At 66.7% G+C, this 25,705-nt stretch carries 21 protein-coding genes; 8 read left to right on the forward strand and 13 right to left on the reverse strand.

What is annotated here, in order from left to right; translation table 11 throughout:
* Positions 1–159: 159 nt before the first annotated feature.
* The 4 genes from hutH to hutU are packed head-to-tail and all read right to left on the reverse strand — an operon-like array spanning position 160 to position 5,813.
* Positions 160–1,794, reverse strand: a complete 1,635-nt coding sequence (hutH, locus tag SM753_RS07150) for a histidine ammonia-lyase (protein ID WP_135534905.1) — start codon at positions 1,792–1,794, stop codon at positions 160–162.
* The gene (gene hutI / locus SM753_RS07155) at positions 1,787–3,046 is read right to left on the reverse strand and encodes an imidazolonepropionase (protein ID WP_323191071.1); all 1,260 of its coding nucleotides are present in this window, start codon (positions 3,044–3,046) and stop codon (positions 1,787–1,789) included. Before hutI ends, hutH begins: the two co-directional genes overlap by 8 nt.
* Positions 3,043–4,005, reverse strand: a complete 963-nt coding sequence (gene hutG, locus SM753_RS07160; protein WP_138798310.1) for a formimidoylglutamase — start codon at positions 4,003–4,005, stop codon at positions 3,043–3,045. Before hutG ends, hutI begins: the two co-directional genes overlap by 4 nt.
* The gene (hutU, locus tag SM753_RS07165) at positions 4,002–5,813 is read right to left on the reverse strand and encodes a urocanate hydratase (RefSeq protein ID WP_323191072.1); all 1,812 of its coding nucleotides are present in this window, start codon (positions 5,811–5,813) and stop codon (positions 4,002–4,004) included. The genes hutG and hutU overlap by 4 nt, the downstream gene beginning before the upstream one ends.
* Positions 5,814–5,898: 85 nt before the next feature.
* Between hutU and SM753_RS07170 the strand changes: the two genes are divergently transcribed.
* Complete coding sequence (locus SM753_RS07170; protein ID WP_135534909.1) at positions 5,899–6,543, forward strand: helix-turn-helix domain-containing protein; 645 nt, start codon at positions 5,899–5,901, stop codon at positions 6,541–6,543.
* Positions 6,544–6,698: 155 nt separating this feature from the next.
* Here the strand turns inward: SM753_RS07170 and SM753_RS07175 are convergent, their stop codons facing one another.
* Positions 6,699–8,162 carry a YjiH family protein gene (locus SM753_RS07175; RefSeq protein ID WP_323191073.1) on the reverse strand — a complete coding sequence of 488 codons (1,464 nt, stop codon included), beginning with the start codon at positions 8,160–8,162 and terminating at the stop codon, positions 6,699–6,701.
* Positions 8,163–8,380: 218 nt separating this feature from the next.
* Between SM753_RS07175 and SM753_RS07180 the strand changes: the two genes are divergently transcribed.
* Positions 8,381–8,800 carry a CopG family transcriptional regulator gene (locus SM753_RS07180; RefSeq protein WP_135534911.1) on the forward strand — a complete coding sequence of 140 codons (420 nt, stop codon included), beginning with the start codon at positions 8,381–8,383 and terminating at the stop codon, positions 8,798–8,800.
* A gap of 364 nt (positions 8,801–9,164) precedes the next feature.
* Entirely contained in the window at positions 9,165–10,385 is a 1,221-nt protein-coding gene (locus SM753_RS07185) for a twin-arginine translocation signal domain-containing protein (protein WP_323191074.1), read from the forward strand.
* Positions 10,386–10,452: 67 nt separating this feature from the next.
* Here the strand turns inward: SM753_RS07185 and SM753_RS07190 are convergent, their stop codons facing one another.
* Positions 10,453–12,552, reverse strand: coding sequence for a hypothetical protein (locus SM753_RS07190; protein WP_323191075.1), 2,100 nt, complete (start codon positions 12,550–12,552; stop codon positions 10,453–10,455).
* Positions 12,553–12,652: 100 nt separating this feature from the next.
* On the opposite strand from SM753_RS07190, the gene SM753_RS07195 reads away from it, so the two are divergent.
* Genes SM753_RS07195 through SM753_RS07205 form a run of 3 tightly spaced genes read left to right on the forward strand, consistent with a single transcriptional unit; the run spans position 12,653 to position 15,479 of the window.
* The gene (locus SM753_RS07195) at positions 12,653–14,110 is read left to right on the forward strand and encodes a DUF58 domain-containing protein (RefSeq protein WP_323191076.1); all 1,458 of its coding nucleotides are present in this window, start codon (positions 12,653–12,655) and stop codon (positions 14,108–14,110) included.
* Complete coding sequence (locus SM753_RS07200; RefSeq protein WP_323191077.1) at positions 14,107–14,577, forward strand: hypothetical protein; 471 nt, start codon at positions 14,107–14,109, stop codon at positions 14,575–14,577. The genes SM753_RS07195 and SM753_RS07200 overlap by 4 nt, the downstream gene beginning before the upstream one ends.
* Positions 14,574–15,479, forward strand: a complete 906-nt coding sequence (locus SM753_RS07205; RefSeq protein WP_323191078.1) for a hypothetical protein — start codon at positions 14,574–14,576, stop codon at positions 15,477–15,479. Before SM753_RS07200 ends, SM753_RS07205 begins: the two co-directional genes overlap by 4 nt.
* Before the next feature lie 4 nt (positions 15,480–15,483).
* On the opposite strand, the gene SM753_RS07210 is transcribed toward SM753_RS07205, so the two are convergent.
* The 3 genes from SM753_RS07210 to SM753_RS07220 are packed head-to-tail and all read right to left on the reverse strand — an operon-like array spanning position 15,484 to position 17,838.
* On the reverse strand, positions 15,484–16,494 hold the full coding sequence (locus SM753_RS07210) for a MoxR family ATPase (RefSeq protein ID WP_323191079.1): 1,011 nt from the start codon (positions 16,492–16,494) through the stop codon (positions 15,484–15,486).
* A complete protein-coding gene (locus tag SM753_RS07215) occupies positions 16,487–17,560 on the reverse strand; it encodes a DUF4350 domain-containing protein (protein WP_323191080.1) in 1,074 nt (357 codons plus the stop codon). The genes SM753_RS07210 and SM753_RS07215 overlap by 8 nt, the downstream gene beginning before the upstream one ends.
* Entirely contained in the window at positions 17,560–17,838 is a 279-nt protein-coding gene (locus tag SM753_RS07220; protein WP_138798321.1) for a hypothetical protein, read from the reverse strand. The genes SM753_RS07215 and SM753_RS07220 overlap by 1 nt, the downstream gene beginning before the upstream one ends.
* Positions 17,839–17,928: 90 nt before the next feature.
* Here SM753_RS07220 and SM753_RS07225 point away from each other — a divergent pair, with 90 nt between their 5' ends.
* Complete coding sequence (locus SM753_RS07225; protein ID WP_323191081.1) at positions 17,929–18,489, forward strand: metal-dependent hydrolase; 561 nt, start codon at positions 17,929–17,931, stop codon at positions 18,487–18,489.
* Positions 18,490–18,498: 9 nt separating this feature from the next.
* Here the strand turns inward: SM753_RS07225 and SM753_RS07230 are convergent, their stop codons facing one another.
* Genes SM753_RS07230 through SM753_RS07245 form a run of 4 tightly spaced genes read right to left on the reverse strand, consistent with a single transcriptional unit; the run spans position 18,499 to position 24,305 of the window.
* Positions 18,499–19,743: an ABC transporter permease gene (locus tag SM753_RS07230; protein ID WP_323191082.1), complete on the reverse strand. Its 1,245-nt coding sequence runs from the start codon at positions 19,741–19,743 to the stop codon at positions 18,499–18,501.
* Positions 19,740–20,981, reverse strand: a complete 1,242-nt coding sequence (locus SM753_RS07235) for an FtsX-like permease family protein (protein WP_323191083.1) — start codon at positions 20,979–20,981, stop codon at positions 19,740–19,742. The genes SM753_RS07230 and SM753_RS07235 overlap by 4 nt, the downstream gene beginning before the upstream one ends.
* Positions 20,974–21,708, reverse strand: a complete 735-nt coding sequence (locus SM753_RS07240) for an ABC transporter ATP-binding protein (RefSeq protein WP_323191084.1) — start codon at positions 21,706–21,708, stop codon at positions 20,974–20,976. Before SM753_RS07240 ends, SM753_RS07235 begins: the two co-directional genes overlap by 8 nt.
* A 44-nt stretch (positions 21,709–21,752) precedes the next feature.
* Positions 21,753–24,305 carry a PGF-pre-PGF domain-containing protein gene (locus SM753_RS07245; RefSeq protein WP_323191085.1) on the reverse strand — a complete coding sequence of 851 codons (2,553 nt, stop codon included), beginning with the start codon at positions 24,303–24,305 and terminating at the stop codon, positions 21,753–21,755.
* Between the two features lie 279 nt (positions 24,306–24,584).
* On the opposite strand from SM753_RS07245, the gene SM753_RS07250 reads away from it, so the two are divergent.
* Positions 24,585–25,679 carry a hypothetical protein gene (locus tag SM753_RS07250; RefSeq protein ID WP_323191086.1) on the forward strand — a complete coding sequence of 365 codons (1,095 nt, stop codon included), beginning with the start codon at positions 24,585–24,587 and terminating at the stop codon, positions 25,677–25,679.
* Positions 25,680–25,705: the final 26 nt, after the last annotated feature.

The raw sequence follows: 25,705 nt of genomic DNA on the forward strand, positions 1-25,705 counted from the left end.
TAGAGCGCGTCCGGAGATAACTGTGGGGCCGATCGCCGGGTTTCAGTCGGCTGGCGTATCTGACACCGTCAAGACTGGAGAAGACGACGAATATCGCGCTTGGGGTCGACCATCGGGAATGGGTGCGCCCGAGGGGGACTTCGAGACCGCAGTCGAGCCTCACTCAACGAGGTCGCCGAGCGCCGCGTCCAGCGTGCCCGACGTGATGACGGCCGCCGTGAGGTCGACATCCTCGTGAACCGGCCGGTCCTCAGTCAGGGGAGTCACGACCTCGCGGACCGCCTCGTAGACGCGGGCGGTTCCGACGCCGTGGGCGAGGTCGCCGTCCCCGTCGGCGTCGACCTCGTCGGGGTCGACGCCGGGTGCCGCCTCCCGGACTGCTTCGGGGGTGACGAACTCCGCGGCCTGGGCCGCACAGAGCAGTTCGGTGGCGACGATGCGCGTGGCGTTGTCGACCGCCCGCCGCGCGTTCAGCGCGGACTGGCCGCTCATGCTGACGTGGTCCTCCTGCCCGCCGCTGACCGGCGTGTTGTCCATCGACGGTCGGCCGGTAGAACGGTTCTCGTTCAGCAGCGCCGCGGCGGTGTACTGTGCGATCATGTACCCCGACTGGAGGCCGCTGTCCGGCGCGAGAAACGGCGGGAGGTGCGGTTCCTGCAGGTTCGGGTTGAGCATGCGGTCGGTCCGGCGCTCGCAGATCGCCGCGAGTTCTGTGACGGCGTTGGTCAGGTAATCGAGGCGGAGCGCGAGCGGTTCGCCGTGGAAGTTCCCACCCGAGAGGACGGCCGCGCGGTCGGTGCCGCTGGCGCGGTCGTCGACCGCGTCCGGCGGGAAAACGAGCGGGTTGTCGGTAGCGCTGTTGAGTTCCGTCTCGACCGCTTCGCGGAGGTGAGTGACCGCGTCGCGGACGGCACCGTGGACCTGTGGAAGACAGCGCACCGAGTAGGCGTCCTGCACGCGGTCGCAGTTGCGGTGCGACTCGACTATCTCCGAATCCTCGGTGAGTCGCTTGACGTTCCGTGCGCTGATCCGCTGGCCGCGGTGGGGTCGAACGGCCTGGATGGCGTCGTCGCAGGCGGCGGTCGTTCCCATCGTCACCTCCGTCGTCAGCGCGCCGGCGGCGTCGGCGGCACGAACGGTTCGTTCGGCGTCGTGGACCGCGAGCGCGGCGAGACCGACCGTCAGTTGGGTGCCGTTGATGAGCGCCAGCCCCTCCTTCGCGGTGAGAGTCAACGGGTCGAGGTCGGCGTGGGAAAGTGCGCCGTCGCCCGCGAGGCGGCGCGTTTCCCCCTCGCTCTCGACGAGGGCCTCCCCTTCGCCGATCAGCACGAGCGCCATGTGCGCAAGCGGTGCGAGGTCGCCGCTCGCACCGAGGCTCCCGCGCGATTTGACTACCGGGTGTATCCCGTGGTTGAGCATCGCCGCGAGGTGGTCGACGACGACCTCGCGTATCCCGGAGTACCCCTTGACTAGCGCGTTGATGCGGGTCAGCAACAGCACACGGACCTCTTCTCTGTCGAGTTCCCGGCCAGCGCCGGCGGCGTGGCTACGGACGAGGTTCGTCTGCAACTGCTCGACGTCCTCGGGCGGGATGCGCTGGTCGACGAGTTCGCCGAACCCGGTGTTTAGCCCGTACACCGTCTCGCCGCTGTCGAGGACGTCCTCGACGCGCTGGCGGGCCTCACGGACCGCCTCGCGGGCGTCGTCCGCGATACGAACCGTCGCGTCCTCCCGCGCGACGGCGACGACGTCCTCGGGCGTCAGCGACTCGCCGTCGAGGACGACATCAGTCACGGACGACCACCCCGTCTTTCAGGACGGTGTCGACGGGTGACCCGTCGAACCGGTACGGAACGTGGACGTGCGACGGCGCGTCGAGGACGACGAGGTCACCGGGCGCGCCCTCTCTGAGCGTCCCGCTCCCGTCGTCGCGGGAAAGCGAAAGCGCCGCGTTCCGCGTCACGCCGAGAAGGGCGTCCGCGGGCGTCATTCCCATCTCGACGCAGGCGAGCGTCGCGGTGAACCCCTGGCTCCGCGAGAAGCAGTTCGGGTTGAAGTCAGTGGCGAGTGCGACCGGTGCGCCCGCCTCGCGGAACGGCTGGGGATCAGCGTAGTCCGCGCCGAGGCCGAAGGCCGTCCCCGGTAGGAGGACGGGGACGACATCGCTCTCGGCGAGGGCGCGGGCGTCCTCGGCGCTCGCGTGAAGCAGATGGTCGGCGCTCGCCGCGTCGACGTCCGCCGCGAGCCCCGCGCCGCCGAGATGCGTGAACTCCTCGGCGTGGACCTTCGGCGTCATGCCAGCCGCTCGGCCGGCTTCGAGGACGCGCCGGGACTGCTCGACCGAGAAGACGTCCTCCTCGCAGAACACGTCGCAGAATTCGGCGACGCCCTGGTCGGCGACGGCCGGGATCTGGGCATCGACCACTCTGTCGACGTAGTCGTCTCCGTCCTGCCCTTCGGGGACGGCGTGGGCCCCCATGAACGTCGGCACGACATCCACGGGATGCTGTTCGTCAGCCCGCCGGACCGCGTCAAGCAGGCGGAGTTCGGTGTCGGTGTCGAGGCCGTACCCCGACTTCACCTCGACCGTAGTCGATCCGTGGTCGAGCATCGCGTCGAGATGTCCAAGCAGGTTCGCGAGTAGCGTCTCGTCGCTCGCCTCGCGAGTCGAACGCACGGTCCTGAGGATGCCGCCGCCCTCCGCGAGGATATCCTGATACGGCTTCCCGCGGAGTTTCGCCGCGAACTCGTCCGAGCGGTCGCCCGCGAACACGGCGTGGGTGTGCGGGTCGACGAACCCCGGAACGACAGCCTGTCCCGCCGCATCGATAGAACGGTCGGCGTTCTCCGGCGGGTACTCGCGAGTGACGGCGTCGGTGTCGCCGACCCGAACGACTCGGCCGTCGGCGACGACGACCGCCGCGCGTTCGCGAACGTCGAGCGCGGACCCCCCGTCGCTTCCCTCTCGAGTCCCGTCGCTCTCGGCCTCGTCCGGGCCGACGACAACCTCCCGGGCGTCGTACACGACCGCGTCGACGCCGCTCATCGTCCCACCCCCGCGCCGGCGAGGAAGTGGGCGAGAGCCCGGCCGCCGGCCGCGGCGGTGCGTCCGCCCTCGTCCAGCGGCGGTGCGCACTCGACGACTTCGAACCCGGCGACGCGGTCGTCCTCGGCGACGAGCCTGAGCGCACGGAACAGTTCTCTGGTCGTGAGCCCGCCCGGCGTCGGCGCGCTGACGCCCGGCGCGGCGGCCGCATCGAGGACGTCCAGGTCGACGCTGACGTACAGTTGACTGGCGTCTCGGAGCGAGTCGAGCGCCCGGTCGACGGCGTCGACCACGTCGTCGCCCACCTCCTCCGCGGTGACTATCTCGTCGCCTCGCTCGCGAACGCTGTCGGCGTACGCCGTCGACGTTTCGAAGTGTCGAGCACCGACGCAGGCGTAGCCGTCGAGCCCTTGGTCGTACAGTTGGCGGTACGGCGTCCCGCTGGTCGCGTCCTCGCGCACCTCTCGGACGTCGAGGTGTGCGTCGAAGTTGACGACGCCGAGAGTTCCCTCGTCCAACAGCGGCGCCGCGTTCGGATACGTGAGCGAGTTGTCGCCGCCGAGAAACACCGGGAGCGCGTCGACCGCGTGGACGCGCGCCGTCGTCTCCGCGACGCGCTCCTGCCGCGCCAGGGTGGTCTCTTCGGCGTCGGCGTCGGCCCCCGCCGCGTCGACCAGCCCCGCCACGTCACCGATATCCGCCACTGCGGCGACGGGGCCGGCGTCGAAGTGGTGCGTCTTGACACCGGCGAGCGCGTCGCGGAGGGCGGTTGGACCCTGCCGCGCGCCTTTCCGTCCGATGACGGCGCTGTCGGTCGGTTCGCCGACGAGGACGGCGTCGTACCTGTCGGCGGCCGCGAGGTCGACCGTCTCGATCACGTCGCCGAACTGCTCGTCGTTGGGGTCGCCCGACGTACCGGTCCACCCGTCCCAGCCGCGGGGGTCGGTGAGCGCGGTCATCGCGTCGGGTCCCGCTGGCCGTTGTCCATCGGGACGTCGACGTTCGATTCTCGGGCTTCCGTGATCGCCTCGTCGTATCCCGCGTCGGCGTGGCGGATCACGCCCATGCCGGGGTCGGTGGTGAACACTCGCCGCGCCTTCTCGGCGGCCAGGTCCGTCCCGTCCAGCACGACGTGGTTGTTGGCATGAATCGCGTTGCCGATGCCGACTCCGCCGCCGTCGTGGACCGAGACGATGTCCGCGCCCGCCGCACAGTTCAGCAAGGCGTTGAGGATCGGCCAGTCGGCGACGGCGTCGCTGCCGTCTTTCATCGCCTCCGTCTCCCGGTTGGGACTGGCGACGCTGCCCGCGTCCAGGTGGTCGCGCGTGACCACGATGGGTGCGGAGATCTCGCCCTCGCGGACGAGGTCGTTTATCCGGAGCGCGAACCGGGCGCGCTCGGTGAGGTTCTCGCGGTCAGCATCCGCGCCGTCGCTCCCGCCGGTCTGATACCCTAGCCAGCACACCCGCGCCGGGAGGCCCTGGAACTCGACCTGCTCCTGTGCGAGGTCGATCCAGCGGTGAAGCGACTCCTTCTCCGGAAACAGTTCTTTGACCGCCTCGTCGGTGCGGTGGATGTCGTCGGGGTCGCCGGACAGCGCCATCCAGCGGAACGGGCCCCGTCCGCGGCAGAACTGCGGGCGGATGTACGCCGGGACGAACCCCGGATAATCGAACGCGTCTCCCCTGTCGCGGTGGGTTTCGACCTGTCCGCGGATGTTGTTCCCGTACTCGAACGCCGTCGCGCCGCGCTCTTGCAGTTCGAGGGTGGCGTCGACGTGGCGTTCCATCGTGTCTATCGATTCTTCGACGTAGCGCTCGGGGTCGTCCTCCCGTAGTTCGTCGGCTTCGGCGACCGTGTAGCCGCTGGGGTAGTACCCTTCGAGTTCGTCGTGGGCGCTGGTCTGGTCCGTGACGACGTCCGGGATGAATCCGCGGTCGAGCATCGCTTCGAGCATGTCCGCGGCGTTGATGTGGACGCCGACGCTGTACGGTTCGCCGTTCTCGGCCGCCTCTTTCGCTCGTTCGAGCGCGTCGTCGAGGTCGTCCGCCTTCTCCATGCAGTACCCCGTCTCGATGCGGCGGTCGATCCGCGACTCGTCGACCTCGGCGGCGATACAGACCCCCTTGTTCATCGTGACGGCGAGCGGTTGCGCGCCGCCCATGCCGCCGAGACCGCCCGTGGCGACGATCTTGCCGCGCAAGTCCGCACCGGAAGACGTCCCGTCTTCCGAATCTCCGCTCGCGGAGACGCCGTACTCCTGTCTGGCGAGTTCCGCGAGCGTCTCGAAGGTGCCCTGGATGATACCCTGCGTTCCGATGTACGCCCACGACCCCGCGGTCATCTGGCCGTACATGATGAGACCCTCCGCCTCAAGTTCGTGGAAGTGGTCCCAGTTGTCCCACTTGCCGACGAGGTTGGAGTTCGCGATGAGCACTCTAGGTGCCTTCTCGTGCGTGCGGAACCTGCCGACCGGCTTGCCGCTTTGGACGAGGAGCGTCTCGTCGTCCTGAAGCGACCTGAGTTCGCCGAGGATCGAGTCGTAGGCGTCCCAGCTACGGGCGGCCCGGCCCGTCCCGCCGTAGACGACGAGGTCCTCGGGGTTTTCGGCGACCTCGGGGTCTAGGTTGTTGTTGAGGACGCGGAGCGCGGCCTCCTGTCGCCAGCCCTCGCACTCTATGTCCGTGCCCGTGGGGGCACCCTGGTACTCGCGCCACTGGTCGCTCGGTTCTCCCAGTCGATCTGAACGCGCTTCCTGTCCAGCCATATCACGTGATAGGACCTCCCACGGCGAAAGCACAGGACCGCCACACGGAGGTATATTTATAAGTAAGCCGGGGGACTACCCGATAATGTACGAGGCGACGATGCGGGTGAGAGATTCGGATCAGCCGGTGCCGACGGCCGGCCGGGACGTCCGCGTCGACCTGTGGTGTAACGACCACTGCGACCTGGTCCGCGCAGTCGGAAGCGACGCGGACGCCGTCCTCGAAGAAGTCGCAGACGGTGTCGGGATCGCGGACCGGATCGACCAGGGGGACGAACGGGTCGCGATCACGGCGGACTGCCTGGCGGCCGAGCGGACGGACAACGTCGAGCGCTACGTGGCCGAACACGGCTGTCTGCTTCTCCCGCCGCTCCGGTACGTCGACGACGACCGCGTCTGTCGCATCCTGGCGCTCGATTCGACCGCGTTGCGCGACGTGTACCGCGACCTGATCGCGGACGGCCACGACGTCACGGTGGTGTCGAAGCGGGACGTGACGACTGTGACGGGCGATCGACCGCTGCTCGACCCGGGCGGACTCGTCCCGGATCTGACCAGCCGTCAGCGCGAGGTAGTTCTGACGGCGATAGAGAACGGCTACTACGAGATCCCGCGAGAGATTTCGACCGAAGCGATCGCCGACGAGGTCGGTATCGGACGGCGGACCACCGAGGACCACCTCCGCAGGGCGGAGAAGAAACTCGTGACGGCGTTACAGTCGTATCTCTGAGCGAGAGGGAGTCGAGGATCTGAACTGCGGGAATGAACGAGGATCTGAGCCACGAGAAGAGACGAGGAGACGACACAGTGCCGGCCGAAAGAGCGCTGAAGGAGTTCGGACAGTCGGGCAGTCCGGGGAATGTCCCGGCGGTACAGCCGACAGTATCAGAGCATTCCGAGCGCCGCGACGATATGAGTCATCACGGCGATGAGCGGAACGAGGATGACGGTCCGCATGACAAACAGCAGGATGAGGTCCCGGAACCGGATCGGGATGTCGCTGAACATGTCCATCATCATCGGCCCCACCGCGGAGAAGAAGATGAGTTGCGTGATAGAGAGGACGGCGATGAAAAAGCGCGCCATCGGTTCCGCTTCGACCACTAGCAACGCGGGGATGAACATCTCGGTGATGCCGATTATCATCGCCGGCGCGACGAGATCCGGGTTTGGGAGGCCGAGCGCGGCGACGACCGGCACCAGCGGTCGCGCCAGGTAGTCGAACGTCGGCGTGTACTCCGCGACGAGCACGGCCGCGAGGCCGACCGTCAGGATGGTCCCGAGGATGAGAACCGCGAGTTTGAGGCCGTCGACGAATCCGCGGACGCCCGCGTCCACGATCGATCCGGCCTCGTCGGCCTTCCGCACGGCCTCGCTCAGTGCGAACCGACCGTAGTCGACGGGCGACCCGGCAAACGGCGTCTCGGGGTTCGGTTCGGCGACGTACGCTTCGGGAACCCGGGAGAGCGGCGGGATCCGGACGAGGATCACCCCGCAGACCGCGATACAGATGAGATACGCCAGGAAGATGATCGGGAACAGGTGAAGCAGGTCGACCGTCGTTGCGACGACGCCGACGAAGCCGATGCTGACCGTCGCGAAGCACGTACAGATGATGTATACGTCGCGCATGCTGTACTCGCCGCGGTCGAAAACGTTCCGGGTGACGTAGAGGCCGACGCTGTAGGATCCGACCCACGAGGCGACGCTGTCGAGCGCGGCGCGCCCGGGAATGTGAAACAGGGGCCGCATGACCGGGCGGGCCATCGTCCCGACGAACTCCAGGCCGCCGAGTTCGACGAAGAGGTTGATGAATATCGCCCCGATGGGGATGATGACCGCGACGCTGAGGATGAGCGTCCCCCACACCAGACCGCCGACCCCCGGCGCGTGAAGCCACCCCGGTCCGAGTTCGAAGAACATGATCGGCGCTAGAACCGCGCCAGCGACCCGTAGCAACCAAAAGGCGGTCGACGTCTCCCAGTACGGGAGTTGGAGGCGGTCCGCGACGGTCTCGTCGACGCTGACGAGTCCCCGGTCGACCAGTTCGCTTACCGTCGTGAGTAGTCCACCGGTGACGATGAGAATCAACGCGAACGCGCCCGAATACGTCGGATACGTGTCCGTGACTGCCGAAACGACGATGTCGAACGGGACCGTCACTGACCCCTCCCACGGCACCGGAACGAGGAAGAACACGAACCCCACGAGGAACGCGACGACGAACTTCGCGATCGGTTTTGGTCGGAGGTCGACGAGATCGACTTCGTCTATCGTCTTGGTCTCCTCGGGAGAAGATGGTGTATGACTCCGTTGTTCGTCTCGGTCCCATGCGTTTTCGTCGAACATGTCCCTCTGTGTTTCCTTCACGCACACAGTTCGTGGAGCGCCATATGGGGATGGTTTTATATGTATTTTTATTTCAGTGGCGGATTCGAGGTATCGATCGGCATCGTCTACAGCGCTTCGAGTCCGCATCCTGACCCGACCCCGGGGTGCGTCGGCGCGGTTTCGTTGCGAACGTCTGACAAACTTTGAAGTGGATCCGCGGCGGAGAGTTCGACAGTATGGGCAACAAGAACAAGACGATCTCGTTTCGCGTCAGCGAGGACGCGTTCGAGCGACTGCGCGACATCGCGGACGAACGGGACCTCTCGCTTTCGGCCGTATTTCGCGACTACGTGGACACGCTCGTTGCCCACGACGGTCAGGTTCGGGTCGTACCCGAACACGAACTCGACGGGGGCGACGAGGACGATTCGACGTTCCCGCCCAAAGTCGAGGTGTCGAAGAGTTTCGTCCGCGAACACGAACGGCTCGAACTGGAAGCAGACCACCTCCGCGAACAGTTAGAGGAGCACAAGCGCTACGTGACGGAACTGCGACAGCGCCTGGAGGACGAAACGGCGGACGAAGAGGTGATCCATCTGGACGAACTGGACGACGAAGACGAGGCGGACGACGAGCGTCCGTACCGATACACGTAGCGGGACGAAGGAACTCGCTTGTTCTCTCGGTCAGGGGACGTTTCAGATCGGACTACTGTCTCTCAGTGTCGGGTTCGCGAGAGAGGGCAGTAACCGTAGGTCCGCTGGTACCAGATAAGATCCCTTACTCGGGTAACGGCCGTCTACACCGGATCCCGGCCGTCTGTACGATCGAATTTCCGCGTTTCCGTGTTCGCTCGTGGTGTTTAGGACACGCAAGGGCTGATCCGTTCGGACCGGTATAGGTATATTAGTATTGTATGGATCCAGTTTACATATTTAATTTATCTCGTATTTAGGTAAAAACTATCTGGTCGGTTTATTCGGTCCGCAGTTGCACACTCGTCTTAGTTAGCGTGATACAATGAGAGAGATTAGCCGGAGAACGTTCCTCAAAGCATCAGCAGCAACGACAGTCGGAGTTAGCACCCTCACCGTACCCGCCGCCGCACGCGGGCGGCCGAAAGCGCAGTCGGTTCTCGGCGATTTCGATATGGACGGCCAGTTCACGGTCGAGAACCACCGAGTCGCGGACCCGGCGACCGACGACGACCTGTGCGACGGGGACCCGCGCGCCGAGACCGAGCGCGAGAACGTGCTCCACGTAACGTCGAACGGACGCAGCACGCGCGATTACTCGGCCGGTCTCGTCAACCTCGAAGACCGCTTCGACGAACCGCTCACCCTGAACGAAGTCTCGGCAGACGAAAGCGTCGCGTTCAACTACTTCCAGGGACCGCACAACGAAAACGCCGCCCCTGACGAGGTGTTCCTGATAGTCCGGAAAAGACACGCCAGTGGCGGCGGGGACGACGATACCGGTCTGTTCGCCGCGTTCAAGACGATAAACGACGGCGTCGATCCGGACCCTCGAACCGTCTCCTGCGAGGACGACAACAAACGGTGGCGGGGGGTCGACGTCTCAGCGCAGATAACCGGTCGCGGCCGGAGCTGGTCAGACGTTCAGGTTTCGGAAGACGAGATCCGGAGCGGACAGATGGCAGCCGAGACGGCACGGACCCTCGGGGGTCAGAGAGACCGGTTCGAGAGCGCCTTCGACCGGTACGGGGAAGGGGCCGAACTAGTCGCCGTCGGATACGGGAGAGGGAGCATCAGACAGGAGATAGCGCTCGACATGTACTACGACAACCTCGTGGTCAGGCGGAACGGAGACGACCCCATCGAACTCGATTTCCCGGCGACGATCCCGATGGACGTCGAGTTCAGGCCCCCACAGATCAATACCGCCGGCAGGGGCACGCTCAACGCGTCACTCTCTCTCCGTCAGGAGGAAGTCGGTCTCGATCCCAACGACGTGATCGCGGATTCGGTCAAACTGATGCCGTACACCTCCGTCGCACCGGTCACTGGACGGGGCGCGACAGCCAGGTCTGTCAACGTGACTGGCGGCGGTCTCCGAGCCAAGTTCCGGGCGGACCGGGCCGCCGATGTCCTCGGAACGGGCGAGCAGGAAGTTCTGATCTGGGGCAGGTTCGACAACGAACCCCGAGACGTCTTCCTCGCACAGGGGTCACTGACAGTGCGTGACCCGAGCGGATTCGATCGACGCTCGTCCCGCGAATGAGCGCTGTCGGTGCCGTCGCAGTAGCGACTCCGGCACCGAACCCCGCCCTTTTTTGACGTGGGACCGCTCAGCGTGCGGTCGATATCTCCGTCGTTTCCACAGCGTCGATGATGGCGTCGACCTCCGACTCCGAGAAGCCAGTCGGCGCGTACGCTGCCCGTTCGTACGCTTCAGTCAGCCGTTCTAGCAGTCCGGCCGCCTCGCCGTCGATCCCCGCCGCCTCGCACGCCCGGTAGAACTCCCAGTGCGTCCGGACCGGCGGAACGTCGAACGCGCCGGACAACCGCCGCCGAACGTCACCGTAGGTCAGTTCGACGGCCTCGTCGGGCCGCCCGGATTCGAGCGCCGCTCGCGCACCGTCGAGCGACGGTTCATCGGTCGGATCCGGGTCTCGAACTGGAGTTTCAACGGCGTTCTCGCCGCTCGCGGCGCTCTCGGCGGGATTCGATGGGTCACTCGTCGTCCGACGCCGTCGCCACAGGAGGCCGCTGCCGACGGTCGCCATCGCGATCACCAGCGCGACCTGAAGGAAGCGACGCCACTCGGTCGGCAACAGTTGCGTCCGTTCCGCCGTTCCGCTAACGGTGATATTAGTCGACGCCCGCGCGTCGGCGAGATTCGTCCGGTTCACCGAGTAGACGGCGGCGAGACGGACCCGCCCGCTACCGTCGTCGAGGACGGACGGCGGAACGGCGATAGCAGTTTCGTACCGGCCGTTGTCGTCGGTCCGGACGGTGTCGACGACTGAACCGTTCACCCTGAGTTCCACGCGCTGGTCGGCGACGGCCGTCCCGTCGACCGCGGTCAGCCGTCCAGTGACGTTGATCCGTTCTGCACCGCTCTGGGACGCCGAGAGCGTTATCGACGTATCGGACTTCCGAACGGTCACCGCCGCCTCGGCGGCCGTCGACGAGAGCGCTCGCTCGCGGAACGGCAGCGACGCGTTGATCCGTCGGTCGCCCGTCGGAACCGTGGCCGGAAGCGGCGTCGTCAGGGAGAACGTTCCATCGTCGTCGGTTCGGGTCTGCCCGAGGGGGACGCCGCCGACTCGGATCTCGACCGGTACGGCACCGACGGGATCGCCGTCGACCGACACCGAACCGGTGACGGCGGCCGACTCGTCGAATGCGACATCGGACGGCGTCTCGTCGAGCGTTACCGTCGGCGTTTCCTGCGATAACTCGACGGTGACGTTCTCGGCGGCACCGAGATATATCGAGGCGTCAGACGGGACGAACCGGACTGTCGCGTTCCGCGTGTCCAGCGGTTGCACCGTCGGACGGAGCATCAGATCGAAGTGGCCGGTCGCGTTCGTGGTCGCGCGGCGACGCCGGTCGCCAAACTGTAGCACGACAGTCTCGTTGTCGAGCGCCGACGCGTTCGCCGTCGTTACCCGACCGGTAACCGCGAGCGGGTCGCTGAACGACACCGTTCGGGACCGGCGCTCGACGGTGAGCGTCGTCTCGACGAACTCTACCTCCCGTATCTCGCGTTGCGTTGCGGTGACGTTTTCCGTGATGTTCGCTACTTCCCGCGACTCCGCTGTGAGGTCCCTGTCGGTTCTGTTCGAGACGATCCGATAGTCGGTACGGAGCCCGGACCCGCTGTTGTTCACGTCCCCTGCGATGCGGTCGAGCGTTCGGGCGAGGCGTCGCGCGCCGGACTCGTTCCCGTTCCGCTTGGCCTCCCGATATCGTTCTCTCGTCTCGCGGTACGCCTGTGCCGACGAGACGAACTCCTGTTGGTTCTCCTGTGCCCGTTCGAACGCCGAGCTATCGTTTCCGTCGCTTCCCGTCTCGCCCTCGACGTCGACGAGTCGTTCGAGACGGTCAGAGTACCCGTCGCCGACGACCGCTCGCGCGGCGTCGTACTCCTCCTGACTGAGGCGGAGGGTGCTCTCGCCTAACTGGTCGGCCAGTCGAGCGGTCAGCCAGTCGCTGACATCGTCCACGTCGCCCTCTTCGCCCGCCTCGGACGGGTTCTCGTGTGGCGTCGAGGTGTTGTTCTCCTGTCCGTCCGCCTGGCTGAGAGCGCGGGGATCGCGGTCGGACGGCGGCGGATCTACGGCGTCAGTTGCGGCGGCCGTTGCCGTCGACGGAACGATCGCCGCTCCACAGAGGAGGATCCCGATCGCGAGGGCAACAGCGCACTGTCGGCGGGGGTCCATCAGCTATGGGTAACTGATTCCGGGAAGCGACAAAAACGCTTCCGTGGCCGAGGGGAGGCGACCCCTACCTTCAATTATCGGGGCGGAGACTAACGAAATAATGGAGCCGTCACGTCGGTACTGGGCCATCGTCACGCTCGTCGCGTTCCTCGCGGTCGGCGGGGCAGCGATCCGCCGGAAGACACTGATCGTCGGTGCGGCCGTCCTCGGTGGCTGGTTGCTCGCCCAGCAGTTCCGGTTCGTCCGAGGTTTGCGCTCGACGGTCGGGACGGTCGATATCGAACAGACCCTTTCTCAGCGCACGGTCACGGCCGGTGACAGCGTCACCGTTGCCCTTTCCGTCACCAAACCGGCGCTGACGACACTCGATCTCGCGGTTACGGCGTCGCCGCCGCTCGGTACGACGGGAGGTGCCGAGCCGGACCGGACAGTAGCGTTAGGCGGCCAGGAGGCAACGACCGCGTTCGAACTATCGCTTCCCGTCGCGGGCGAGTTCGAGTTCGACCGGCCGCGCCTCTCCGCGACCGACGCGCTGGGCCTGTTCCGCGCGGTCGTTCCCGTCGGCACCGCCGAATCGATCACCGTCGAACCGCGCGCTCCGAGAGACATGCACATCGGCGAGGCAGGCGACCGGATCGCGACGGGACTCGGCGAACACACCTCGGACCAGCGCGGGTCAGGACTCGAACCCGCGACGGTCCGACAGTACACTGCGGGCGACGACGTCCGCCGGATCGACTGGAAGGCGACGGCCCGGCTGAACCATCCCCACGTTCGCGAGTTCGAACTCGAAACCGACCCGACGACGGCGCTGTTCGTCGACCACCGTTCGGCGATGGCGACGGGACGCGACGGGCAGACGAAACTCGATTACGCCCGCGAAGTCGCCCTGGCGTTCGTCAACAGCGCGCGGTCGCTACGGAGCCGGGTCGGCCTCTACACGGTCGGGGACGCGGGGACGACGAACGCTCTCTCCCCCCACAGTTCGGCGGAACACTACCGGCGGCTCCGACGCGTTCTCGGCGACCTGCGACCGATCGGTACCGACGAGACGGCGAGCCGAACGCTCCGGCCCCCCAGAACGACGGGCGAGACGAGCCGTGCCGCCGCGTCACTGGCCGACGACGAGTCCCCGTTCGGGCGCACGCTTCGGCCGTACTTCGATGCACGTACGAGCTACGTCCATCGGATCGCGGACCAGCCGCTTGCGAGGACCGTCCGGCAGCAATCCTTACAGTTGAACGACACGGCTTGGTCGATCATCGTCACCGACGATACGAACCGCGAAGCGATCAGAGACGCCGTCACGGTCGGCCGCCGGGGGAACGGGCAGGTCATGGTGTTTCTCACACCGAGCACGCTGTTCGAAGCCGGCGGTCTCGCCGACCTGAAGGCCGCCTACGAGGCGTACGCGTCGTTCGAGTCGTTCCGCCGCTCGCTGTCGAGTCTCGAACGGGTTTCGGCGTTCGAAGTCGGGCCGGGACGACGGCTGTCTGCCGTCCTGTCGGCACAGTCTTCGAGACGTGAACGCGCGACGCCGGGGAGGGGATCCACGTGAGTGAGCGCCGATCGGGGTTCGTCACGATATCTCATGGCCCGGTGGGTGTACTGGGCGTCATCGTCGCGGCGTCGGCGCTCGCGGTCACTGCGGACCAGTACGGTCTCGTCGGCGGCGCACTGCTGGTCCTCGCGGTGATCTTTCCGCCCCCGTACACCGTCGCGCTGGGGCACGTGCTTCTCGTTGCACTCGATCCGAATGGGCTTTCCCCGGCCGCACTGGTCGCCGTCGAGGCCGGACTGCTCGCGTCGCTCGTCGACGCGAGCGCGTCCACTGCGCGCGGTCGCGATGCGGTCGCGGTGCTGACTGCTGTCGGCCTTGTCGTCGGTGTCGTCTGGGGGAGTCTCCGCTTGGGGGCGACACACTGGACAAGCGTCGGCTTGCTGGCACTCGTTGTCGCACTCGGGAGTTACGGGCTGCACCGCTACGAACTGGTTCGGTTCGACCTCGTGGGGACAGATAGATGAGCGGGAACGAACAGCTATCGACGACCCAGGAGAAAGAGGAACCGACCGCTGGCGACGACGAACGGTCGACCGGCGACGGAGACGACGAACTCCAATTACAGGTCGAACTGCTCCGCGAGGAGAACGAACGTCTGCGACGCTCGTACGCGCTGGCGAGGCGGAGTAGCTACCGGCGGAGCGCTCTCGGACTCGCCGCGGTCGGCGTGCTCGCGACGGTCGGTGCCGTACTCTTTCCCACCTCGCGGGACGTGTTACTGGCTCTGGGCGGGACGGGGCTGTTCGGTGCCGTCCTGACGTACTACCTCACGCCGGAGCGGTTCGTCGCCGCCGACGTCGGCACCGCAGTGTACGGCGCGATGGCGGACACGGAGGGCGCTATCGTCGACGATCTCGGCCTCACCGACCGGACGGTGTACGTTCCAACCGGTGCGTCGAACCCGGAGGCGTGGCTGTTCGTCCCGCAGCACGCCGAGTACGAGATCCCCGACGGTGACGCGCTCGCCGCCCCGTTCGTCGTCGGCGACGAGCCGAGCGAGCGCGGCGTCTCGATACGGCCGACCGGGAGCCCGCTCGTCCGTGAGTTCGACGCTGTCCGGACAGGCGACCCCGGCGACGACCCGGCTGCCGTCGTCGACCAGTTCGCCGACGCCGTCACCGAGCAGTTCGAACTCGCGGAGAGCCTGAACGCCGATGTCTCACCCGACGAGCGGCGTGCGACGGTCGGCGTGACCGACAGCGCGTTCGGCGGCGTCGACCGGTTCGACCATCCGATCCCGTCCGTTCTCGCTGTGGGATTGGCTGGGGCACTGGACGCGCCAGTCGTTGCCGAGACGACGAGCGGGGACGCTGAGCGCGCGGACTATCTGGTGACGCTCCGCTGGCCCGAGACCGCGACGGCGTGACGGTTCAGCCGTCAGTCATCCGGCCGCCGTCCGCCGTCACTGAATCCGAGCCGGAGTCTGCCGATGTCGACTCGCCGCTCGGCGATTCGACTCCGGCGACTATCTCGTCGACGATCGCCGACGGCGAGACGTCTCCGAGTTCCGCGTCGGCGTTGAGAACGAGGCGGTGTGCGAGGATCGGTTCCGCGAGCGCCTTCACGTCGTCCGGGATGACGTACCCTCGGCCGTGGATCGCCGCACGCGCTTTCGTCGCGTCGAGGAAGGCGAGCGACGCTCGCGGCGACCCGCCGTGTTCGACGTCCGGGTGCGAACGCGACTCGGCGACGATGTCGATGATGTACTCCCGGACCCGTTCGTCGATGTAGACGTCTGCGACGGTGTCGCGGGCGTCCACGATGTCGTCCCTGTCGACGACCTGCTCGACGCTCGAGGCGTCGAGCGTGGGGTCCTCGTCGAACCGCGAGAGCAGCCGCGATTCCTCCTCGCGGTCCGGGATACCGACGGTGAGTTTGAACTGGAAGCGGTCGCGCTGTGCCTCGGGCAGTTCGAAGGTCCCTTCCATCTCGATGGGGTTTTGCGTCGCGATTACCATGAACGGGATCGGCAGTCCGAGCGTCGTCCCCTCGATCGTGACGTGGTCTTCCTGCATCGCTTCGAGCAGTGCGCTCTGAGTCTTCGGCGTCGCGCGGTTGATCTCGTCGGCGACGACGACGTTCGCGAAGACGGGGCCGCGCTGAAGTTCGAACTCTCCGGTGTTCTCTCGATACACCTGCGTCCCGGTGATGTCCGCGGGGAGGATGTCCGGCGTCATCTGGATCCGCGAGTACTCCAGGCCGGAGACCTCGGCGAAGAGGTTCGCCATCGTCGTCTTGGCGGTCCCCGGAACGCCTTCCAGCAGGACGTGGCCGCGCGTCAGCAACGCGATCGTGATACGCTCGATGAGGTCGTCGTTGCCGATAAGCACCGATGACATCTCGTCCCTAGCCTTCTCGTACAACGTCGCCGGATTAGCCATTGTTTTCACGTTCGATGCGGCGCTCCATAATGGCTTGTGTCACCCGTCGGACGCGCTCGTCGTTCCAGTCGGGATGCCGGTCGCGGACGGCGGTCGCCACGTCGTCGGCCGAGAGTTCCGGAGGCTCTGACTGCGACTCGCCGGAACTGACGGACGGAACCCGCCTCCCGGCGGTCGGCCACTGCGCCCAGGCGGCGATGGCGATAACGCCGGTCGTCCCGAGCAGTATCTGGAGGACAGACGACCGCTGGACGCTGATGAGGGCGGCCATGAGCGGCGGCACGTGCTCGGAGTGCGAGTAATCGAGCAGGACCCGGTCCGCGGACCCGAACAGTCCCCTGACGAACGCGCGGTTTCCCGGCCGGTCCAGCATGGCGTTGATGAACAGGCTCGGGTCGCCGACGACGACGACTCGTCCGTCGCCGACGGACTCCGCCGTCGCGACCGGATACTCGGACAGTGTTTCGGAATCGTCGAGTTCGTCGTTACGGTTCCCGTCGAAATACGCGTAGGCGGAGGTCGTCGCGAGGACGGTAGTGCCGTTCGGTCGGACGGCAGTTCCGTGGTTCAACGTCAGGCGTTGGACGTCAGTCGGGAGCGAGCGGTTCGAGACGTTGGTCGCGAGCGGGAGCGCCGGCGAGCGGTAGTGTCGGCGTTCGTCGCGCAGCGGCCGCCCGTCGACGCGAGCCCTTGCACCGAGGTCGGCCAGCAGCGCGTTGCCGCTGTCGCCGAAGTCGTCCGCGACGACGAGCGTCCCGCCGTTTTCCACGTACTCGCGGAGACGCGCGGCGTCGCGGTCGTCGTACCGCTCGTCCGGAGAGAGGACGAGCGCGATGGAGTCGTTCGTCGCGACGGAGTCGTACTCGTCGACATCGCGGACGACGAACGGTTCCGCCCCGTCCGCCTCCGCGGCGCTCCGCAGGTCTGATGCGCCGTCCCAGCCCGGGTTGAACGCGCCGAACCCGGCCGCCGACGTACTCGCCGCGACGCCGACGGCGAGGACGGTGCCGAGCGCAATCGCCGCGAGAAGCAGTTGTGGGTACCCGAGGTCGAACGGGGAGCGCATCAGCCGAACACCCCCGGCGGCAGGATTTCGAGGAGTCGCCTGACGACGATAGACGCGAATACTGCGAGTCCGAGCAGGATGATCCATTTCAACCGCGCCCGCCACCGCGGCGTGACGCCAAGCGACCCGGTGAGTTCGACCACGACGAGAAAGCCGATGAGCGAAACGACGAAAAACAGCTCAAGCGAAAACGCCCCCAACAGCGAGAGAGAGAGGATCGTCGCGAGCAGCCAGGCTACCTGCGCGTGGATGAACCGCCAGCGTCGACGCGTGGCCATTATTTGTGAGTGATCTCGTCGAGATACAAAGTAGTGATCCATCCCGCTGTCGAAGTCGGTTTACGGCCGCCCGGTGAACGTGCGGATAGAATGTGGCCCTGGGGACATCTCGCGGTCGGGTATCTGCTTTACTCGGCGTACGTGCGTCGATACGACGGCCGACCGCCGGGCGGTATCGCGGCGTTGGCGCTCGCGTTCGGGACGCAGTTTCCGGACCTGATCGACAAACCGCTCGCCTGGAGCGTCAGCGTCCTGCCGAACGGCCGGTCGCTCACACATTCGGTACTCATCGCCGCGGCGGTCGTCTGTCTCGTCGGTCTGGTCTGTCGACGCCTCCGCAACGGGCCTGTCGCCGTCGCATTCGGTCTCGGATACCTCAGCCATCTCGCCGGCGACGCCCTCCCGGTCGTCCCCGGCGGAACGGCGGACGAACTCGCATTCCTCCTCTGGCCGCTCCTGCCGCCCGTGGAGTACGACACCCAGCAGGACTTCGCCGCGCACTTTCTGGGGATCGAACCGACGCCGTTTTTTATCTTCCAGATCGCCCTCTTCGCGGCGGCGCTCGTCGTCTGGATGCGGGACGGCAAGCCCGGAGCGACCGAACTGAGAGGCCTGCTCGGGAGACGGGAAGAGAGCCCACGAACCCGGTGATCGGTCGTCTTACCGGTCCGCGCCGGCGACCGGGTCGTGCCGGGAAACGAGGACGGCGACCAGAAACCCGCTGACGAGACTGACGGCGATTCCGAGCCCCGCGCCGCCGACGAGTATCCGCGGCGAGAGACGGACAACGCCGTCGAAGCCGACGATAGAGCCGACGAGGCGGTTCATCCCGAACGCGACGGGAAACGTCGCGAGAACGCCCAGCACGCTTCCCAGTAGTCCCAGAAACAGCGCCCACAGCGTCGTCGTCCCGACGGTCGTCCACCGTGACCATCCAAGCGCACGGAGAACGCTCAGTTCCCGGCGTCGCTGGTAGATCACCGACGACAGGACGTTGGCGGTCAGCGCCAGTCCGCCCGCGACGGCCAACGTAACCAGACTCGCCGCGGCCGCGAGAACGACGGCCTGTTCCCCGAGTATCGCCCGTATCTGCTCCTCGTTCGTTCGGACCTCGTAGTCGGGGTGGGCCCGTTCTATCTCCGCTTTCACCGCGGCCGTCTCCGCGCCGTCACGCACGTCCACGGTGATGAACGTCGCCCGGTCCGAGGCGGTCGTCCCTGTGACCTCCTGGAGTTCGCTCAGATGCATCGTCACGGTGGGCGTCCCCAGAAACCGCGAGTACGTCGGCGAGATGCCGACCACCGTGAACTCGTGGTTCCGCGCGGTTTCGATCGTTCCGCCGACGTGGAGGGTATCGCCGACGGTGACGTCGAAGCGGTTCGCCGTCTGGCGGTCGATCACCAGTTCGTGCGTCATCGGCCCGTCGTAGCTGCCGTTCGCGTAGTGGACATCGTCGTTTCGGAAGGGGTTACCCTCCGCGATAGAGACGGACGGTCCCCGCGCCGGCGCACCCGCCCCGACGTGGGTCTGGAAATCCGACCCGTTCGGGCTGACGTAGACGGACTGGAACGCCATCGGCACTGCCGTCTCGACACCGTCGCGCGACTCGATACCGTCCGCGACCTCGTGTGCGTCGACCACGGTGTTCTCGATACCGCCGACAGTTCCCGGGTCGAACCTGACTGGGCCGCCGGTCACCCAGAGGTCGCGGTCCGCGGCGTCGAACTTCGTCTCAGCCGTCGCGAGGACGCCGACGCCGACTCCGGCGAGCACCGTCGCCGCGAGGACCGCCAGTGCGATGCCGACGACGGCGAGCGTGGTCCGGGCCGGGTCGTGACGGATCCACGCCCCGGCGACGCCGGCCATCGCGCGGAGCCGCTGGACGGCTCGTAACGGTCGGATCACCGCGTTATCACCTCCATTGGCCGGGTGCGATAGCTCAGGTAGACCGGGTACAGCGAGGCGACGACACCGATCACGACGGCCAGACCGATGCCGTAGGGAACCAACACGGGAGAGAAACGGGCGGGCGGGGCGTCACCGACGACCGACGCCGCGATCCGGTTCGTCCCCTCGACACCGGCGGCTCCGAGGCAGACGCCGAGAAGGCCGCCCAGGAGAGCGACCGTGAGTACTTCGACGAGAACGACCAGCGCTCGCGACCGCCGCGTGTAGCCTACCGCCGCCAGCAGTGCGAGCCGTCGGCGGTCGTTCGTGACCTCGAGTCCCATCATCGTCGCGACCGTCAGCGCGCCGACGCCGACGGCCGTGACGAACGCGGCGACGACGACGGCGAGCGGGAGTTCGTCCCCCCCGCTGCGGTCGAGCCCGACGCCGTCCCGCGCGATCACGTTCGTTTCCGGATAGACGCCCTCCAGGTCGCCGCGGACGCTCGGGTCGTTCGTGATGACAAGTATCTGATTCGCGTGGTCGCCCTCGGTCGTCCCCGTGACCGACTGGAGTTCCGCGAGGTGAACGACCGCTATCGGGACCGAGCCGACGCCCGCGGAACTCGCACCGTCGACATCCTCGACAGCCACGCGCTGCGTTCGGACGTCTCGCGTTCGAAGCCGAAGGTCTGTGCCTTCGGAAGCGTTCAGCAGGCCGGCCGCGCTCTCGCTCAGGACGACCTCGTTCATCGGGTCGCCGCCGTAGCTCCCGTTCGCGTACCGGGGGTCGCCCGCGGTCAGTTCGCCGGTCGAGACGCCGGCCACTTCGAAGGGCTCGTCCGACGGCACGACGCCGACGACGAGGACGTACTCCCCGACCCCCGCGGAGGGGTTTTCGAGTCCGACGAACTCCAGCAACACGGGCGAGGCGTGGTCGACCCGGGAGTCGTCGGCGATGGACAGAGCCGTCGCGTGTGAATCCCCCAGTCGGAGGCCGTCCGACGCTACCGTCATCGTCGAGGAGCCGTCGTCCGGAACGATCCAGTAATCCACGTCCTCGCCGCCGACGGTCGCGCCGCTCGCGAGACCGAGCGCCACGCCGGTGACTGCGAGGGTGAATCCGACGGCGACGGCGACGCCGACGACGGTGACGAGCACCCGTCGAGAGCGCCCGCCGACCAGTCTGGCGACGGCGCTCCGGGCACCGACCCCGACCAGTCCGACGAACCGTCTCAGCCTCGATCCCTCAGCCATCGTCGACGATCTGTCCGTCCCGTAGGTGGAGAACCCGGTCGGCGCGACGCAGCGCTTGGTCGTCGTGTGACGCGAGCACCACCGCTCTGTCGTCCGCGACCTCGGTCAACAGTTCGAGAACGCGCTCGCCGGTCGCGGAGTCGAGTTCGCCGGTCGGTTCGTCGGCGAGCACGACATCGGGGTCCGTCACGAGCGCGCGGGCGATGGCGACGCGTTGCTGTTCGCCGCCGCTCAGTTCGTCCGGACTGTGTGCGGCCCGGTCACCCAGTCCCACGGTTTCGAGGAGCGATTCGGCGCGGTCGCGCCGGGCGCGCTTCGAACGGCCACGCTGGATCAGCGGGACCGCGACGTTCCCTCGGGCGGAGAGCGAGGGAAGCAGGTAAAAGCGCTGGAAGACGACCCCGACGTGGTCCAACCGGAGTCGGGTTCGGCCGCGGCCCGAAAGCGCCGTTACGTCCGTCCCGGCGAGTTCGATCGTTCCGTCGGACGGTTCGTCGAGGCCGGCGAGGAGATGGAGCAGCGTGGACTTGCCGCTCCCGCTCGGTCCCGCGATTCCGACGACCTCGCCGCGGTCGACGGCCAGCGAGACGCCATCGAGCGCGGTCACGCTCGGACGGTCCGTCGACCGAACTCGCGAGAGCCACCCGTCCGCCCCGCGGGTGTACTCCCGAGTGAGCGACCGGCACGAGAGGAGCGTCTCGTCGTTCGAGCGCGTCTCCGTCTCCATGATCGTCCCATCTCCTCCAGTATTACTGTCCGAGTTCAGCCGGGTCACTCCGGGTCCTCGTCGACGATGTCCGTCGGATCCAGTTCGTCTTGCGCGCCGTCGGCACCGTCGTCAGTAGCCACACCGCCGCTGTCCGCCGCAGCGCTCGTCTCGCCCGGCGACCCGGCCGACCCGACCCCGCCGCGGTCACCGAGGGCGGCCGACGCGTCGGAATCGTCAGCGTCGGATCCGTCCCCGCCGGGTCCGCCAGACAGGAAGTGGCGGCCGCCGTTTCGCAGTGTGTAGTAGAGGATGCCGGCGACGACGAGCGACGCGAGCAAGAGCGGGAGGAGTACCCCGCCGGTGCTCTCGTCTTCGTCGCCGGTCCCCGAACCGGTCGTCGCCGTCGTCGTCCGCGGCGGTTCGTAGACCGCGAGTTCGCCTGCGTCGACGCCGGCGATGCCGATCTGATACCGGCCGTTCTCGTCGAACTGTCGCGTGTACGTCACCGTCTCCGAGTCGCCGGGGCCGAGGGTGACCGACTGTCGGTCGACGACCGTCCCGTCGACGGTCAGGTTCACCGTGAACGTCCCCGCAACGTCGGCCGTGTTGTGGACCGTGGCGCTCGCAGTCGTGGCGTTACCTGCCGCGATCCTGTCCGGGTCGAGCGTCACGTCGGAGGTCCGGAGCGCGGACCGGGGCGCGGCCTGCGGTTCCGCGGTCGAGACGGAGAACACCGAGAGCCCGGGCGACGTAGCGGTGTAGCGGTAGCCCGCGTCCGTCGACCCGCGTACCGCGGTGTCGAGTTGCTCCCACTCGTTCCCTGTGTATCGATACAGTGTGACGTCGCCGGGATCGAGTCCGCGCGTTTCGAGAACTGTATCGTCGACAGTGAACGTAAGGGAGACGTCGTCAGTCGGCGGGTCCTCGTCGTGAGAGACGTTGATGTACCCGATGTCCGAGTCCGTCCCGTGGACTGAGGGGACAGGCTCGGGCCCCTGCGTCACGGTCATGTCGAAGTCCGTGTCCCGTGTGAACTCGACAGCTACCCGTTCCAGTCTGACGCCCTCGCGGTCGGCGAGCACTGACGACAGGTCGAGGTCGACGGGGTCGTACGCGGTGGCATCGCGGATCTCGACGGCGGCCCCTTCGCCAGCGTCCGTGACAGCAACGTCCGTCTCCGGAGTCGGGTCGCGGCCGTTCGACGGCGGTGCGCCGCCGCCCGGCACGGTTCCGCCACCGTCGTCGGGAGCAGTTCCGTGGCCGCCGCCGGACGACAGGCGGAACGTGTCCGTCTCGGTGTACATCGCGCCGTCGGCGTCGACGGCCACGTGAACCCACCGGTAGCGCGTATCCGTCGTCCAGTTGTCGAGCGTCTCGACCGTGAGCGACTCGCTCGCCGAACCGTTGACCGCAGTCATCGAAGCGTCGAGACGTTCGCCGCCCTCCGCGGGGACGTACTCCGTGTCCGGGTTCAACTGGGCCGGCGCGACGCTATCGACGAACGTCGGGAGGGAGACCGACCCGACCCGCCGGGCGTCTGTCACCGTCGTCCCGTCGACCGTGACCGTGCCCTCGAAGCGTGCGACGCCGTTCGTCTCGGCGACCGAGTGTTCCACGACGACGTCCTCGGATGCGTTGAAACCTTCCGAGAGGTCCTCTCGGACGTCGACGACGAAGCTCTGGTTCACGTATCCCGTCGTCTCGTCGTAGACGACGACCGTGTGGCCGACGGGACCGTCCGCGTTTTCGACTGACGCGTCGAACGTGAGATTCGTCCCCGGCGTTACCGTCGACTGCCCGTCGATAGTCGTCGGCGCGACCGACGACGCCCCCGTCCGAACGGCCGCCTGATCGACGCCGAGCAGCGTCGCATCCCCGTCGACAGAGAGGTTCCCGTCCGCGACGACGAGTCCGTCACCGTCCGAGGCGTTCGCCAGCAGTAACACGTACTGTCCGGACTCGGGTGGGTCGAACTGGACGGTCGCCCGGCCGTCAGCGTCGAGTTCTGTATCGCCGACGTGCGTGAACGTCAGGTCCTCGTTGATCTCCCCGAGGTTCATGTCCAGCAACGAGAGCGAGCCGACCTCGGTCCCCAGAATCGTACTCCCGTCACCGGACGGTTCGAGACGCCCGGCGACGAGACGCACGTCCGTCCCGCCGAACTCCGCGGAGCTGCCGCCGGCCCGGACCGCGTCGAACTCGACGGAGACAGTGTCGCCCTCCTCGAACACAGCTATCGGATCCGCGTTCAGGCTCGCCTCGCCGGCGTCCGGGCTCCGGACCCGCCAGTCCGCGTTCGGTACCTGCATGGCCGCGTCGGACTCGTCCGCGCGTAGTGGGAAGATCGCGCGCTCCCAGATATCGACCTCGTCCCGGAGGCGGTCGCCGGCGGCGGTTCCGTGCGTCTCCTCGCCCGACGAGTTGTCCGTTCCCGGTACGACAGCCGCTGACGGTCCGTCGGACGGCATCTCTGATGCGGACGGAACTGCCACCGCGGATCCGGTCGCCGATGCGGTTGACGGTGCAGTGGTGACCGCGACTGCGACGCCGCTCATCACCGAAAGCGGCAGGGCGAGTGCAACGGCAACGACCGTCACTCCCCGTGTGCTCGCCATCGGTTTACACCTCCGTGACGGACTCGGCCGAGACCGCCCTCTCACGAAGGCGTCGCGCTTGATACCGCGATAGTCCCCCAGACCTCCGCGAGTTTTTATTATCTCTTATTTTAGTCGAATCATTTACCATATCAGATGAATCAATACACTATCTCATAATATTTTTTCACGATATCTAATATGTAATGTCCCGCACCGGCCAAAGTTCCGTGCCCGAGAAACCGTCGCACCCCCTTTTTATCCACAAATGTTATTACTGAAATTGAATATCCATATAGTGTGAATAGAACTGTCCCGGTGGCTATCGTACTTATCGCCGCCACGATACTCGCGGTTCCCGCCCACACGACAGCAGACACCGGACCGTCCGACCACGAACTGGCCCCTGACAGGTACGAGATGACGGTCTCGGACGCCATTGAAACGCCCGTGCGAACGGTCACGTTACAGGAGACAGACCACGAGATATCGAGTCTCACCGTCGTGGATCCCGGTGAGTCGGTCTCGGTCAGCGTCAGCGGTCCGAACGAAACGTACCGCGTTTATCTCTACAACGGGGACGAGCAGATCGTTTCGGAGAGACGTGGCGACGGAGACGGGTCGTTCACGTTCGATCTCTCGGGGAATGACCCGGGTTCGTACATGCTGGCAGTGCAGCAGGACGGCTATTACCGGACGGTTCATCCGGTCGTAGTTCGCGGCTACGAGGTGACCGTCGACGCCGCGGAGGTGGTGACTGTCGGCGACGACCTGACCGTCACCGCGAACGTGTCGCGGATCGCGGACGCGCCATCGCCTGACAGTGTCGAGGTGACAGTGGTGGACGACGAGACCACCGTCAGAGCGACCGCGACGCAGACATCGGAGAGAACGTACACCGCATCGGTGTCGACGGGGGACATCGGAACGGGCGAGTATTCGCTCTACGCGGGCGTGCGCTCCGACGATCCGGCGTTCGGCGAACGAGCGGTCGTCGGTATCAGCCGTTCGGTAGATCTGTCGGTCGAGCAGGACCGAACAACCACCGAAAGCGGCCCGTCGAACGGCGGACCGTCGGGAGGCGAGAGTCCGGCGACGACCCCAGCATCAGAGACGACGCCGGAAACAGTGACGCAGACGACACAGCCCTCGGCGACTGTCACGACGACGGCGACGGGTGAGAGGACCCCGACGAGAACCGAAGGAACGACTGAGTCGACGTCGACCGCCACCGGAGACGCTTCGGTTCTGACGCCTGACTCGTCGACGACAGCGCCTGATAGCGACGACGGCGGTAGCGATAGTTCGGGACAGTCAGGACTGGGGATCCTCGGCGCGATCTCCGCGATGGTGTCGATGAGTCTCCTCGCTATCAGGCGGTCTCGTTCACGGTGAGACCCCGACATTTTTTGCGGTTTCCA

Source organism: Halostella sp. PRR32 (assembly GCF_034808085.1).
In the GTDB taxonomy this organism is placed as follows: Archaea; Halobacteriota; Halobacteria; order Halobacteriales; family Natronoarchaeaceae; genus Halostella; species Halostella pelagica.

Coding starts and splice junctions, on each gene's coding strand:
- SM753_RS07175 (WP_323191073.1), bottom strand. CDS start 8,162: ATGTTCGACGAAAACGCATGGGACCGAGACGAACAACGGAGTCATACA.
- SM753_RS07235 (WP_323191083.1), bottom strand. CDS start 20,981: ATGGCTGAGGGATCGAGGCTGAGACGGTTCGTCGGACTGGTCGGGGTC.
- hutU (WP_323191072.1), bottom strand. CDS start 5,813: ATGGCTGGACAGGAAGCGCGTTCAGATCGACTGGGAGAACCGAGCGAC.
- SM753_RS07205 (WP_323191078.1), top strand. CDS start 14,574: ATGAGCGGGAACGAACAGCTATCGACGACCCAGGAGAAAGAGGAACCG.
- SM753_RS07220 (WP_138798321.1), bottom strand. CDS start 17,838: ATGGCCACGCGTCGACGCTGGCGGTTCATCCACGCGCAGGTAGCCTGG.
- SM753_RS07225 (WP_323191081.1), top strand. CDS start 17,929: ATGTGGCCCTGGGGACATCTCGCGGTCGGGTATCTGCTTTACTCGGCG.
- SM753_RS07180 (WP_135534911.1), top strand. CDS start 8,381: ATGGGCAACAAGAACAAGACGATCTCGTTTCGCGTCAGCGAGGACGCG.
- SM753_RS07190 (WP_323191075.1), bottom strand. CDS start 12,552: ATGGACCCCCGCCGACAGTGCGCTGTTGCCCTCGCGATCGGGATCCTC.
- SM753_RS07240 (WP_323191084.1), bottom strand. CDS start 21,708: ATGGAGACGGAGACGCGCTCGAACGACGAGACGCTCCTCTCGTGCCGG.
- hutG (WP_138798310.1), bottom strand. CDS start 4,005: ATGACCGCGCTCACCGACCCCCGCGGCTGGGACGGGTGGACCGGTACG.
- hutI (WP_323191071.1), bottom strand. CDS start 3,046: ATGAGCGGCGTCGACGCGGTCGTGTACGACGCCCGGGAGGTTGTCGTC.
- SM753_RS07185 (WP_323191074.1), top strand. CDS start 9,165: ATGAGAGAGATTAGCCGGAGAACGTTCCTCAAAGCATCAGCAGCAACG.
- SM753_RS07210 (WP_323191079.1), bottom strand. CDS start 16,494: ATGGCTAATCCGGCGACGTTGTACGAGAAGGCTAGGGACGAGATGTCA.
- SM753_RS07245 (WP_323191085.1), bottom strand. CDS start 24,305: ATGGCGAGCACACGGGGAGTGACGGTCGTTGCCGTTGCACTCGCCCTG.
- SM753_RS07170 (WP_135534909.1), top strand. CDS start 5,899: ATGTACGAGGCGACGATGCGGGTGAGAGATTCGGATCAGCCGGTGCCG.
- SM753_RS07215 (WP_323191080.1), bottom strand. CDS start 17,560: ATGCGCTCCCCGTTCGACCTCGGGTACCCACAACTGCTTCTCGCGGCG.
- SM753_RS07195 (WP_323191076.1), top strand. CDS start 12,653: ATGGAGCCGTCACGTCGGTACTGGGCCATCGTCACGCTCGTCGCGTTC.